Source organism: Zoogloea sp. 1C4, from assembly GCF_009469605.1.
Taxonomy (GTDB): Bacteria; Pseudomonadota; Gammaproteobacteria; order Burkholderiales; family Rhodocyclaceae; genus Zoogloea; species Zoogloea oryzae.
In genome coordinates this window covers 15,837-29,017 of record NZ_SSXU01000031.1, presented here as the reverse complement: position 1 = coordinate 29,017, position 13,181 = coordinate 15,837, and the positions used below count along the sequence as shown (strand labels likewise).

Annotated in this window: 12 protein-coding genes and 1 pseudogene; 7 read left to right on the top strand and 6 right to left on the bottom strand. The window is 63.2% G+C overall.

What is annotated here, in order from left to right; translation table 11 throughout:
- Window positions 1-161, top strand: a pseudogene (locus GH681_RS21065) (IS256 family transposase); the annotation flags it as partial.
- A gap of 32 nt (window positions 162-193) precedes the next feature.
- Here GH681_RS21065 and GH681_RS21060 read toward each other — a convergent pair.
- The 6 genes from GH681_RS21060 to dnaA all read right to left on the bottom strand — a co-directional run bounded on the left by GH681_RS21060 (window position 194) and on the right by dnaA (window position 8,542).
- Window positions 194-682: a hypothetical protein gene (locus GH681_RS21060; RefSeq protein WP_153163508.1), complete on the bottom strand. Its 489-nt coding sequence runs from the start codon at window positions 680-682 to the stop codon at window positions 194-196.
- Between the two features lie 407 nt (window positions 683-1,089).
- Entirely contained in the window at window positions 1,090-1,752 is a 663-nt protein-coding gene (locus GH681_RS21055) for a hypothetical protein (RefSeq protein WP_153163507.1), read from the bottom strand.
- Window positions 1,749-2,945 carry an AAA family ATPase gene (locus GH681_RS21050; RefSeq protein ID WP_228112014.1) on the bottom strand — a complete coding sequence of 399 codons (1,197 nt, stop codon included), beginning with the start codon at window positions 2,943-2,945 and terminating at the stop codon, window positions 1,749-1,751. Before GH681_RS21050 ends, GH681_RS21055 begins: the two co-directional genes overlap by 4 nt.
- 398 nt (window positions 2,946-3,343) lie before the next feature.
- On the bottom strand, window positions 3,344-5,815 hold the full coding sequence (gyrB, locus tag GH681_RS21045; protein WP_153163505.1) for a DNA topoisomerase (ATP-hydrolyzing) subunit B: 2,472 nt from the start codon (window positions 5,813-5,815) through the stop codon (window positions 3,344-3,346).
- Window positions 5,816-5,888: 73 nt separating this feature from the next.
- Window positions 5,889-6,995, bottom strand: a complete 1,107-nt coding sequence (dnaN, locus tag GH681_RS21040; protein WP_153163504.1) for a DNA polymerase III subunit beta — start codon at window positions 6,993-6,995, stop codon at window positions 5,889-5,891.
- Between the two features lie 83 nt (window positions 6,996-7,078).
- Window positions 7,079-8,542 carry a chromosomal replication initiator protein DnaA gene (gene dnaA, locus GH681_RS21035; protein ID WP_153163503.1) on the bottom strand — a complete coding sequence of 488 codons (1,464 nt, stop codon included), beginning with the start codon at window positions 8,540-8,542 and terminating at the stop codon, window positions 7,079-7,081.
- A gap of 273 nt (window positions 8,543-8,815) precedes the next feature.
- Here dnaA and rpmH point away from each other — a divergent pair, with 273 nt between their 5' ends.
- From rpmH to GH681_RS21005, 6 genes are all read left to right on the top strand, one after another.
- Complete coding sequence (gene rpmH, locus GH681_RS21030) at window positions 8,816-8,950, top strand: 50S ribosomal protein L34 (RefSeq protein ID WP_079434516.1); 135 nt, start codon at window positions 8,816-8,818, stop codon at window positions 8,948-8,950.
- 100 nt (window positions 8,951-9,050) lie between these two features.
- Window positions 9,051-9,371 carry a ribonuclease P protein component gene (gene rnpA / locus GH681_RS21025; protein WP_228112013.1) on the top strand — a complete coding sequence of 107 codons (321 nt, stop codon included), beginning with the start codon at window positions 9,051-9,053 and terminating at the stop codon, window positions 9,369-9,371.
- 10 nt (window positions 9,372-9,381) lie between these two features.
- Window positions 9,382-9,591, top strand: coding sequence for a membrane protein insertion efficiency factor YidD (gene yidD / locus GH681_RS21020; RefSeq protein ID WP_153163502.1), 210 nt, complete (start codon window positions 9,382-9,384; stop codon window positions 9,589-9,591).
- A gap of 45 nt (window positions 9,592-9,636) precedes the next feature.
- Window positions 9,637-11,277: a membrane protein insertase YidC gene (yidC, locus tag GH681_RS21015; RefSeq protein WP_153163501.1), complete on the top strand. Its 1,641-nt coding sequence runs from the start codon at window positions 9,637-9,639 to the stop codon at window positions 11,275-11,277.
- A complete protein-coding gene (gene mnmE, locus GH681_RS21010; protein WP_153163500.1) occupies window positions 11,258-12,604 on the top strand; it encodes a tRNA uridine-5-carboxymethylaminomethyl(34) synthesis GTPase MnmE in 1,347 nt (448 codons plus the stop codon). Before yidC ends, mnmE begins: the two co-directional genes overlap by 20 nt.
- 294 nt (window positions 12,605-12,898) lie before the next feature.
- On the top strand, window positions 12,899-13,105 hold the full coding sequence (locus GH681_RS21005; protein ID WP_153163499.1) for a glycine zipper 2TM domain-containing protein: 207 nt from the start codon (window positions 12,899-12,901) through the stop codon (window positions 13,103-13,105).
- Window positions 13,106-13,181 lie beyond the last annotated feature (76 nt).

Sequence of the window (13,181 nt, the reverse complement as noted above, 5' to 3'; positions counted from 1 at the left end):
GGGGCCACTTCCCGACGGATGAAGCGGCCACCAAGCTGATCTGGCTGGCGCTGCGCAACATCACCGACGGATGGCGGGGAACGATGACATGCTGGAAAGGCGCCATGAACCAGTTCGCCATCCTGTACGGCGAGCGCTTCATTCCGGCGGTCACAAAATGAGAACCGTCGATTGATCCCGGCCATGGCCGGGATCAATCGAAATTCGCCTCGAACACAAAATTACTGACACTCCCGCGCTTGCCCTGGCCTGCAAAACGCACGGCCGCCTGCTCTGAAAGCTCATCCAGCGCAGCCCCCTTGCCCGCCGCCTTGGCAAACCGGTAAGCATCCAGCGTCGCCTTGTAGATGTCGCTCCCAAGCGCCATCTCCGTATCCTCCGCCCGCCGCGCCAGCGCCGTGATCCGCAGGAACAAGGGCCGCAATTGATCCAGCGCCAGCAGGTCCTCGGTAAACGCTTCGATGTCGAAGGAGCGGGGCATGCTGTCCGGGTTCTGCAGCACCACCTCGTGCGCCTTGCGCGCAAACATCTCGGATTTCGGCCCCATCTTGCGCAGCTCCTGACGCTGCTCGACGGACAGGGAAATCAGATCCACCAGACTCTGCTCCAGCATCCCCAAGGCCTTGCGCGCCTGATCCAGCTGCTCGGCCGACAAAACCAGCGAAACCACGTTCTGATTCATTTTCCGCTCCTCAATGATGTTATGTGTATATGTCGTTTGCACACTTTGTGCGGGGCGCAGTTTGGATGCATGGACGGGTAATGTCAAATGGTTGGTGATTGAGGAGGATGACCAGGGCCTGGGAAGGTACCCCGGAGCGTGAGGTTCGGGGTAGCCGTGGAAGGCCATTGCTGGGTGACGACGGGCGGGGGAAGGACGGAGAACCGGGAGATGTTGGAGAGCGGGATCAGGACGTCGGGATGGAGATGACGATCATTCTATTGCGCTAGAAGGACGGTAATATGACGGTAATCGGCCAGAAATCGTCCTCTACGATACTGCACTGAGTGACAGCTCTAGACTCGTTGCAGTCCCTTACGGGCAAACTTGGACCGGCCTCTGAGCTAGAAAGTCATAAAGCGCTAGCGTCACCAAGAGTCTCCAATATTGAGCCTGTTTTGACGCCAGAGCTCATATGCGACAAAGGGAGAATCCTTCTTCAAGACCTTCAATGAATAGTCGCCAGCCCAGTAACGCTCGGCGTCTTCAGCGCGTTCGCGACAAAAGTCATTGAGGCCAAGCCGCTCAATAGTGTCATTAACCTGCTGTTCGATCGGGGTGGCTTTCACCAAGTTACCGGGAATGACCTGGAAGCCCACAAGCTCTAGCTCGAACCACCCTTTACCCACCTTAAATGGGTCGAGTACCTCGCCAAAATCGTTCTTCCGGGAATTCATGCGGCTGCAGCAAAGCCGGTAGTTCGACCATTCATACACGGCGCGCCAGTGCTGCGATTTGGGGGCAAAGTGGTCGGCAGAACGGGCGCCAGTGACAGGATGGATTCTGAAGCATGAATACGAACATATCTCGCCATATGCGGACATTAGGTCGTCGAGAGCCTCGGTCCAGTATGTAGGAAACGCCGATGCCGGAATATCCGCTTTACGTTGAACGATCTGCTTGTAGGGCTTCCCTGCCGTTCGAGGAAAAGGGGACGGCTTGCCTGCCATTTCCGAGATCGCACGCAGGCCGGGTTTGCGGACCTTCTCGTCGAACGCTTTGGGTTTCCTTGCCCGGGCAACAGGTATCATTTCTTTGTGCCAGCGCGCTCGTTGTGGGTGTCCCGGAAAGAGGTCCAACGTACCCAGAACCTATCGGTATCGCCGAGTACCGACTGCAGCAGTCTATTGACGCGGTCGATATCTGCCTTGTCTGGCGCCCCCTGGCGAACGAGGGCCAATGCCGCCTGAATAGCCTCCTCGGCCTCGACCGAACCGCGAGGCTCTTTCAGATCAAAGGCCGGGCTCGTCAGCCAGTTATCGATCTCGCCACGGCGGCAATACTCCCGCTTACGAAGAATCACATTCCTCTGTTCCAGATCGAGGTCGAACCACGAGTCCTGTTTGGCATCGAATAGAGGCTCGACTGACGCGAGCACGAGTGGGGAGTGCGTTGCGGCGATGAGTTGAGTCTTCGTTCTATGTTTGCCGGTGAGTACGTCCATGACCCGCAGCAGAGAGGGTACGACGCGACGCTGCCATTGAGGATGGAGATGGCCTTCGATCTCATCAATTAGGAAGACGATCTCACGGGCAGGCTCCTCCCTACGCAGCTTTGCCGCCTCTTCGTGTCGATGCCATGCCCACGTCAATAGGTAGGCTAGGGCAATAATCCGGCGCATCCCGGAGGACGCGTGGTTGAGCGGCACGTCTTCGCCATACGGCATTCTCAGAGTGGGCGTTGGCCCTTTATCCTTAATCGTGATCTCGCGTGGTTCCCCCGGCACTATTTTTTCGTTCGCCGAAGGCGATAGAGTGTCGAGCACCTGCGTTAACAGCTTGAATTTGCGATCGTTCCCAGCTTGCCAAAGCAGCCAATCTTCAATAACACCTTTACAATGCTCGTTCCCCTTCCAGACTTGATCCGGTGTGAAAAGGAAGGCGTTGGGGCGGTCTGGCGCGTCTTCGGTCCAGTAATTCCGCATCGGATCCCATACTGAGAAGCCGCCATCGACCTGGGCATAAAGGATCAGCCCCGGAATTGGAGGACGGCTTGCCTTCACGGTCCACCGGACGCGATCCGCCTCGTACTTGCTCGTGAAACTGTATGAAGGTTTGGTCTTCTTGGTGTACTTATAGGTGATCTCTGCGACTAGGCCGGGCCTGGGTACCACCATTTCCCGAGCCCACGTGCGCGTAAGTGCCCACCAAGCTACGTCAAGCAGAAAGCTTTTTCCGAGACCATTGTTCCCAGTGATAAGGTTCAACCGAGCCGAGAGATCCATCTTCATCTCCGGCGCTGCCCCCACGTTCTTGAAGTGAATAGACTCAAGCATTGGTTTCCCTTTTTGTTCTTGCCCACGCTGTCCAAGCTGAAACCTCAACCGTAGGCTTTAAGGCAGGCGTGGTTTGCAGTCTGACCAACGTGTGGAGCGCGAGCGTCAGAGTATATCCGAGGCAGATTTCTGCTGGGGAGCGTCCACTCAGACTGCCAATGCGATTAACCGCTGTGGGTCGAAAGCTGAATATCGAGCCTGTGTGAGGTAGCGCCTGCTTAATGATCGCCACGGCTGGCGACACCCCAGCCACACGACCACGCCCCCATGAAAAAAGCTCCCATCGGGAGCTTTTTTCATCATTGCCGTTGCCTGTCTACTGTCGCTGCGTTCAGGCACAACCAGTCTCACACATCCAGATTCCGCGCATACAGCGCGTTTTCTTCGATGAACGCCCGGCGAGGTTCGACGTTGTCGCCCATGAGGGTGGCGAAGATTTCGTCGGCGGCGATGGCGTCGTCGATCTGGACGCGCAGCAGGCGGCGGACGGCCGGGTCCATGGTGGTTTCCCAGAGCTGCTCGGGGTTCATTTCGCCGAGACCTTTGTAGCGCTGCTTGGAGATGCCGCGTTCGACTTCGGAGAGCATCCAGCTGATGGCGTCGGCGAAGCTGGTGACGACTTGCTGCTTTTCGCCGCGGCGCATGATGGCGCCGGGTTGGACGAGACCGGAGATGGATTCGGTGGCCTGGCGGATGGTGCGGTAGTCGCCGGAGCGCAGGAAGTCGCCGTCGATCTGGCTGACCTTGCGGTTGCCGTGGTGCATGCGGGCCAGATCGAGCGTCCAGGCTTCGGTGGCTTCGTTGTAGTTGGCCTCGATGGTGATGTCGGTGCCGACGGCGGCCTGCAGGCGGGCGGCGGAGTCGCGGGTGGCGGCTTCGTCGTCGACCGACAGGGGCAGGTCGGTGGCGAGCAGGGCGTGGAGGACGTCGGAGTCGATCCAGTCGGCGAGGCGGCGGATCACGCCTTCGGCCAGCAGGTAGGTGCGGGCGAGGCCGGCGAGGGCTTCGTCGCGGATGGCCTCAGCGCCTTCGCGCGGGGTGAGGGCGGCGCCTTCAAGGCCGAGCTTGAGCAGGTGGGCGTTGAGCTCGTTGTCGTCCTTGATGTACATCTCGTTCTTGCCGTGCTTGATCTTGTAGAGCGGCGGCTGGGCGATGTAGATGTGGCCGCGCTCGACGAGCTCGCGCATCTGGCGGTAGAAGAAGGTGAGCAGCAGGGTGCGGATGTGCGCGCCGTCCACGTCCGCGTCGGTCATCAGGATGATGCGGTGGTAGCGGAGCTTTTCGGGCTTGAAGTCGTCGGCGCCGATGCTGGTGCCGAGCGCGGTAATGAGGGTGGTGATCTGCTCGGAGCTGATGAGCTTGTCGAAGCGGGCGCGCTCGACGTTGAGCACCTTGCCGCGCAGCGGGAGGATCGCCTGGAACTTGCGGTCGCGGCCCTGCTTGGCGGAGCCGCCTGCGGAGTCACCCTCGACGATATAGATCTCGCACAGGGCGGGGTCTTTTTCCTGGCAGTCGGCGAGCTTGCCGGGCAGGCCGACGCCGTCGAGCACGCCCTTGCGGCGGGTCATCTCGCGGGCGCGGCGGGCGGCTTCGCGGGCGCGGGAGGCTTCGACGATCTTGCCGCAGATGGTCTTGGCGTCGATGGGGCGCTCGAGGAGGAAGTCAGCGAGCTTTTGCGCGACGACTTCTTCAACCGCCGGGCGGGCTTCGCCGGAGACCAGCTTCATCTTGGTCTGGGAGGCGAACTTGGGGTCGGGCATCTTGACGGAGAGCACGCAGGCGAGGCCTTCGCGCATGTCGTCGCCGGAGATATCGACCTTGGCCTTCTTGGCGATCTCGTTTTCTTCGATGTACTTGTTGATGACGCGGGTCATCGCGGCGCGCAGGCCGGTGAGGTGGGTGCCGCCATCCGCCTGGGGGATGTTGTTGGTGAAGCACAGCACCTGTTCGGCGTAGCTGTCGTTCCACTGCATGGCCACTTCGACGGTGATGGGCACGCCGTTCTGGATGGATTCGCCGCTGGAGTGGAAGACGGTGGGGTGGAGCACCGACTTGGCGCGGTTGATGTAATCCACAAAGCCGGAAACGCCGCCGGCGAAGGCGAAGTCTTCTTCCTTGCCGTTGCGCTGGTCCACCAGGCGGATCTTGACGCCGTTGTTGAGGAAGGACAGCTCGCGCAGGCGCTTGGCGAGGATTTCGTAGTGGTATTCGACGGTGCCGAAGATCTCTTCGTCGGCGAGGTAGTGCACCTTGGTGCCGCGCTTGCTGGTTTCTCCGATGACCTTGAGGGGGCTGGTCTCGATGCCGTCAACGACCTCGATGACGCGATCCACCGCGTGGCCGCGGTTGAACTCCATGAAGTGCTTGTGGCCGTCGCGGGAGACGGTGAGGCGCAGCCACTTGGACAGCGCGTTGACGCACGAGACGCCCACGCCGTGCAGGCCGCCGGAGACCTTGTAGCTGTTCTGGTTGAACTTGCCACCGGCGTGGAGCACGCACATCACGATCTCGGCGGCGGAGCGCTTGGGTTCGTGCTTGTCGTCCATCTTGACGCCCACCGGGATGCCGCGGCCGTTGTCGGCCACCGAGATGGAGTTGTCGGCGTGGATGGTGATCACGATGTCGTCGCAGTGGCCGGCGAGGGCTTCGTCGATGGCGTTATCCACCACTTCGAAGACCATGTGGTGCAGGCCGGTGCCGTCGGACGTATCGCCGATGTACATCCCGGGCCGCTTGCGTACGGCCTCCAGCCCTTCGAGCTGCTGGATGCTGGATTCGTCGTAGTTGTCGGCGGCGGCGGGTTGTTGCGTATCGGACATGGTGTTCTCGGTTCTTCAGGTACAGCTTGGACGGCCCCTCGCGGGGCCTGGCAGACAGACAGCAGGCGGCAGATCAGATCCGCATCGGCATCACGACGTATTTGAAGTCGGCGTTGTCGGCGAGGCCAAAGAGGGCGCTGGCGTTGCCATCGTTGAAGCGGATCTCGATCTCGTTGGCGGAAACGTTGGTGAGCACGTCGAGGAGATAGGTGACGTTGAAGCCGATGTCCAGCGAATCGCCGCTGTAATCGACTTCGAGTTCTTCCTGGGCTTCTTCCTGCTCGGCGTTGGTGGACACCAGCTTGAGGCTGCCTTCGGAGAGCATCAGGCGCACGCCGCGGAACTTCTCGTTGGTGAGGATCGCCGCGCGTTGCAGGGCCTGCAGCAGGGCCAGGCGGCTGGCCTTGACCAGCTTGGGATGGCCTTGGGGGATCACGCGCTCGTAGTCGGGGAACTTGCCGTCGATGAGCTTGGAGATGAGCTCGATGTTGCCGAAGCGGAAGACGATCTGGTTGCCCACCAGGGTGACTTCGAGGGGATCGTCGGAATCGGCCAGCTGACGGGCCAGTTCGACGACGGTTTTACGGGGCAGGATCACGTCGGTGCGGGCGTAATCGCCCACCAGCGGGGACGCAGCGTAGGCGAGGCGGTGACCATCGGTGGCAACCATCCGCAGCAGGTTGCCGGCGACCACCAGCAACAGGCCGTTGAGGTAGTAGCGGATGTCCTGCTGGGCCATGGCGTACTGCACCAGCGCGAGCTGCTTCTTGAAGGCTTTTTGCGTGGTGGTGAAGCTGATGCCTTCGCCTTCGGGCGGGGACAGGCGCGGGTAGTCGGCGGCGGGCAGGGTCTGGAGCTGGAAGCGGCTCTTGCCGGCCTTGAGGGTGATGCGCTTGTCGTCGAGGGTAAGGCTGACGTCGGCGGTGTCGGGCAGCGCGCGCAGGATGTCCTGCAGCTTGCGGGCGCCGACGGTGATGGCCACGTCGTCGGTGCCGAGGGCGGCGGTGGTGCTGTTGCGGATCTGGATTTCGATGTCGGTGACCAGCAGGGTCAGCGCGTCGCCCTTCTTCTCGATGAGGACGTTCGAGAGGATGGGCAGGGTGTGGCGTTTTTCGACGATGCCGGACACCGATTGCAGCGGGACGAGGAGGGCATCGCGGGGCGCGGTGAAGAGCAGCATGTGGTCAGGTCTCCGTATCGTTGTTCAGGGCCGGGCGGCGACGCGCAGACGCGCCGGCATGTCAATCATGGCGAAGTCAGGTTTCAGCCACGCAGCACCTGGGTGAGCACGTGCAGGTCGTGGTTGAGCTGGGTATCGGACAGGCGCAGTTCGGCGATGGTTCGGCAGGCGTGCAGCACCGTGGTGTGGTCGCGGCCGCCGAAGGCTTCGCCGATGGCGGGCAGACTCATGGGCGTCAGATCCTTGGCGAGGAACATCGCCACCTGGCGCGGCCGGGCGATCACGCGCGTGCGCTTCTTCGAGTGCATGTCGGCGACCTTGATCTTGTAGTAGTCGGCAACAGTCTTCTGGATGAACTCGGCGGTGAGCTGGCGGTTGTGGGCGTTGAGGAGATCCTTCAGGGCCTCCTTGGCCACCTCGAGCGTCACCTCGCGGCCGTGGAAACGGGCGAAGGCGAGCACCTTTTTAAGGGCGCCTTCGAGCTCGCGCACGTTGGAGCGCAGGTTCTTGGCGATCAGGAAGGCCACGTCGTCGTCGAGCTGGATGCGCTCGACCTCGGCCTTCTTTTTAAGGATGGCGACCCGCATCTCGAGCTCGGGCGGCTCGATCTGCACCGTCAGGCCCCAGTCGAAGCGGGAGATCAGGCGATCCTCGAGGCCCTGGACGTCCTTCGGGTAGGTGTCGCTGGTGATGATGATCTGCTTCTTGGCCTCGGTGAGGGCGTTGAAGGCGTGGAAGAACTCTTCCTGCGTCCGGTTCTTGTTATTGAAGAACTGGATGTCGTCGATGATCAGCACGTCGAGCGAGCGGTAGTAGCGCTTGAAGACGTCGAAGGATTTTTGCTGGTAGGCGCGCACCACGTCGGCGTAGTAATCCTCGGCGTGCACGTAGCGGATCACCTTGCGCGGGTCGTGCTTGAAGACGTAGTTGCCCAGGGCGTGGATCAAGTGGGTCTTGCCGAGGCCGACGCCGCCATAGATGAAAAGCGGGTTGTACGACACGCCCGGGTTCTGGGCGACCTGCAGCGCGGCGGCACGGGCCAGATCGTTGGCGCGGCCGGTGACGAGGGTGTCGAAGGTGAAATCGGGGTTGAGGCGGGACTTGTCGTAGTTGGCGGCCTCAATGCTCACCGGCGCTTCGGGCATCACCGGGCGGGCGACCGGCGCAGGCGCGGCGGGGGCAGCAGCAGCCATCGGCGCCGCGGCGGGTGCGGACGGCGCTGCGCTCGACGCCATCGACGGAGGAGGCGGTGCTGCACGACGCGGCCCGCCGGCCGGCGCCAGGCCGACCTCGATCGTCGGGATACCGCCGAAGTATTCTTCGCCCAGTTCCTCGATGCGCCGCAGGTAGCGATCACGCAGCCACTGGCGATGGAAGTTGGACGGGGCGACCAGACGCACGCCGGCCAGGTCCTCGCCTTGCAGTTCTTCAACGCGCAGGGGAAGTATCCAGGTCTTGAACTGCTGGGCAGGCAACTCCTGCTCCAGGCAGCTCAGGCAATGCGTCCAGAACGCGGCGCACTGGGACTGTGATGAGGCTTCTGACACGATGTACGGGTGGACTGGTTCGACGGCAGGATGCGCGCCGTTTCTCGTTCTTGGTGGAACCCCGGGTGGTTTCCGGAGCCGGCCACAGCAGCGCGCAAAGTCGCCGGGCCAAACGCGTATTGTACCTGTGGACAGAAAAGTTATCCACAGCTTGCAGGCCCGCAAAACCACCCTCCGCAGCCCACCCCAGACAAGGCCCTGCAAAACCTACTTGACAAACAGAGGGTTAACGTATGAAATTACGCGTTTGACTCAACTTTCCGGGCACGCAAAATGAAACGCACCTACCAACCGTCCGTCGTCCGTCGCAAGCGCACCCACGGCTTCCTGGTCCGCATGGCCACCCGTGGCGGTCGCAAGGTCATCGCCGCTCGTCGCGCCAAGGGCCGTCATCGTCTCGCCGTCTAAGGCCGCCGAGGCAAGCCTGGCCGCCGCGGCAGCTTCCACCGCCTGCAACCATGCGGCAGCGGAAGATTCAAACCCGGCAGGATTCGGCTTCGACACGTCATTGCGACTGCACAAAACGGATGAATTTTCATCCGTTTTTGCTTTTCGGCGGGTGCTTCGCGGTTCCCACTTCGCGCTGCACTACTGTCCAAACCCGGACGGGACGCCGCGCCTTGGCCTGGTTGTCGCAAAGAAGCTTGCCAAACGGGCGGTCCAGCGCAATCTCGTCAAGCGCATCGGGCGCGACGTGTTCCGTCACGCCCGTGCAAGCTTGCCGCCCTACGATCTGGTGTTACGATTGTCGGCCAAGCTCGACAACGTAACGAGGCGTGCGATGCGCGACGAGATGATCGGTCTGCTGGGGCGCCTGCCCCGCAAATGAAGGCAGCGCCGTGAAAGCCGTCCTCCTCGCCCTGCTGCGCTGCTATCGTTACGCCGTCAGCCCGATGCTCGGACGCAACTGCCGCTTCGTGCCGTCCTGCTCCGAATACGCCCTCGAGGCCGTCGAACGCCACGGCGCGCTCAAGGGCGGCTGGCTTGCGACACGACGTGTGTGCCGCTGCCATCCGTTCAGTGGCGGCGGCTACGATCCCGTACCCTGAGCCCCGCCACCGCTCCCCGCCCAACCCTTCCTGACTCATACTCCGATGGATAACCGTCGCCTGATCCTCCTTCTCGTCTTCTCCTTCTCCCTGGTCATGCTGTGGGACGGCTGGCAGAAGCACAACCATCCCAAGGTGGAAGCCCCCGCCGCCAGCCAGACGGCCGGCGTGCCGACTCCGACGCCATCGGCCACCGCCGGCGCAGCCGCCGCGGTGCCGGGTCAGCCTGCCGCGACGCCCGCCGCCGCGGCAGCACCGAAGGCCGTCGTCCGCACCGACATCCTGGTGGCCGAGATCTCGGCCCAGGGCGGCGACATCGTCCGGCTCGAGCTCACCCAGCACAAGGCCACCGAAGACCGCAGCCGCAACTACGTGCTCTTCGACAACGGCGAGAAACACAACTACGCCGCCCAGACCGGCCTGATCGGCAACGGCCTGCCCACCCACAAGACCCTCTTCAGCCTCGGTGCCCAGAACCTCGAGCTGAAGGACGGCCAGGATGCGGTCACCCTGCGCCTCGACGCCCCGGCCACCGCCGACGGCATCAAGGTTGCCAAGCTGATCACCTTCCACCGGGGCAGCTACCAGGCCGAGGTGAGCTACGAGATCACCAACGGCAGCGGCGCGCCCATCGCGCCCCACGCCTACTTCCAGTTCACCCGTGACGGCAAGCCGGCCGAGCAGCCCGGCGGCTTCGGCGTCCAGACCTTCACCGGCCCGGCGTTCTACACCGAAGCCGAGAAGTACCAGAAGGTCAGCTTCGAGGACGTCGCCGCCAAGAAGGCCAAGTTCGTCACCAAGTCTGCCGATGGCTGGGCCGCAATGGTTCAGCACTACTTCGTCGCCGGCTGGGCGCCCGCTTCGGGCGAGCGCGAGTTCTTCGCCAATCAGGTCAGTTCCGATCTGTACTCCGCCGGCGTGATCCTGCCGGTGGCCGCCATCGCCCCGGGCCAGACCGCCAAGCTCGAAGTGCCGCTGTACGCCGGCCCGCAGGAGCAGTCCCGCCTCGAGCAGTTCGCCAAGGGCTTCGACCTGGTGGTGGACTACGGCTGGCTCACCATCATCGCCGCGCCGCTGTTCTGGGTGCTCGAGTGGTTCCACAAGCTCACCGGCAACTGGGGCTGGGCCATCATCCTCGTCACCATCGCCCTGAAGGCCGTGTTCTTCCCGCTGTCCGCCGCCAGCTACAAGTCGATGGCCAAGATGAAGACCCTCGGCCCGCGCCTGCAGCGCATGAAGGAGCAGTACGGCGACGACAAGATGAAGCTGCAGCAGGCGATGATGGACCTCTACAAGCGCGAGAAGGTCAATCCGCTGGGTGGCTGTCTGCCGATCCTGATCCAGATTCCGGTGTTCATCGCCCTCTACTGGGTGCTGCTGGGCGTCGTCGAGATGCGCGGCGCGCCGTGGCTCGGCTGGATCCAGGATCTGTCGGTGCAGGACCCGTACTACATCCTGCCGCTCATCATGGGCGCCACCAGCCTCATCCAGACCCGCCTGAACCCGGCTCCGCCCGATCCGATCCAGGCCAAGGTGATGATGATGATGCCGATCCTGTTCACCTTCATGTTCCTGTGGTTCCCTGCCGGTCTGGTTCTGTACTGGGTGGTCAACAACACCCTGTCGATCCTCCAGCAATGGCAGATCAACCGGATGATCGAAGCCGGTGGCAAGACCGCCGAGTGACGTCATCGCCGCGATTGCCACCGCCCCCGGGCGCGGTGGCATCGGGGTGGTCCGGATTTCCGGGCCGAATCTCTCCGCCCTTGCCGCCACCCTCGGCGGCAAGGTGCCCGAGGCCCGCATGGCCTGTTTCACCCGCTTCCGCAGCGCGGATGACGGGCTGATCGACGAAGGCCTCCTCCTCTACTTCCCGGCGCCCAATTCCTTCACCGGCGAAGACGTCATCGAACTCCAGGGCCACGGCGGCCCGGTGGTCATGCAGCTGCTGCTGGCCCGTTGCCTCGAACTCGGCGCCCGCCTGGCCGAGCCCGGCGAGTTCACCCGCCGCGCCTTCCTCAACGGCAAGCTCGATCTGGCCCAGGCCGAAAGCGTCGCCGACCTCATCGAAGCCTCCACCGCTGCCGCCGCCCGCTCGGCCGTGCGCTCCCTCACCGGCAGCTTCTCCAAGGAAGTCCACGGCATAGTCGAGCGTTTGATCGACCTGCGCATGCTCGTCGAAGCCACGCTGGATTTCCCCGATGAAGACGTGGACTTCCTCGCCGAGGCCCGAGCGCTCGAACGCATCCAGGCCATCGCCAGCGAACTCGAAGCCCTCCTCGACCGCGCCCGCCAGGGCAGCCTGCTGCGCAGCGGCCTGCACGTGGTGCTCGTCGGCCAGCCCAATGTCGGCAAGTCCAGCCTGCTCAATCGCCTCGCCGGCGAAGAGCGCGCCATCGTCACCGACATCGCCGGAACCACCCGCGACGCCCTGCGCGAAACCATCCAGATCGAAGGCATCCCGCTCCACATCACCGACACCGCCGGCCTGCGCGACACCACCGACGAAGTGGAGAAGATCGGCATCGCCCGCACCTGGCAGGAAATCGAACGCGCCGACGTGATCGTGCGGCTGGTGGACGTGCGCGCCGGCCTCACCGAAGCCGACGCCGCCATCGACGCCCGCCTCCCCGCCGGGGTCGAACGCATCACCGTCTTCAACAAGGTGGACCTCGCCGGCCGCGATGCCCAGCGGGTGGACACCGACGGCGCCGTGAGCCTGTATCTCTCCGCCAAGGCCGGCCAGGGCATCGAGCTGCTGCGCGCCGAGCTCCTCCGCGTGGCCGGCTGGCATCGCCACGGCGAAGACATCATCCTCGCCCGCGAACGCCACCTCATCGCCCTGCGCGAAGCCCTCGCCCGCATCCACCGCGCCCTCGACAACCACCACGCCCTCGAACTGATGGCCGAGGAGCTCCGCCTCGCCCAGGAAGCGGTAAACGAGATCACCGGCGAATTCACTCCCGACGATCTGCTGGGGGTGATCTTCTCGCGGTTCTGCATCGGCAAGTAAGCCGGCCCCAGCCGCGCAGCCCCAGCTCCAAGCCCGCCACAGCGCGGGCTTTTTGTTGCCCAGCCGAATCGTCGCTGCACCTCGCGGCACTGCTTACAAAACCACACGACTCGTTACAGCCCGGAGGCGTGATCCCGGATACAGTGACTTTCACTTGCACACGGGCACCGCGCCCCCCGGCTGTCAGCCGATTCCCACGAAAGCATCCGCCCTGCCCTACAGCAGTCGGAGCCCACGACAGCCAGACTTAGATCACATCCCACCACGCGTGGGCGTAGCGTGAAGGAGCACATCATGAAAAGAATCACCGCAGGTCTCGCTGCCATTGTCGCCGCACTCACTTTTTCCGGCTGCGCCAACATGTCGCCCCAACAACGCAACACAGCCATCGGCGCAGCAGTCGGCGGCGTCGCCGGCTCCGTCCTGACAGGTGGCAGCTCGGTGGGCACCGTCGGTGGCGCTGCTGTCGGCGGGGTCATCGGCAACCAGATCAAGAAGTAGGCCGCCGCTCTTCCCGAACTCCCTACTCCCTGTTTGGCCCGGCTGATGCCGGGCCTTCTTTTTTCGCAGGCGTTCC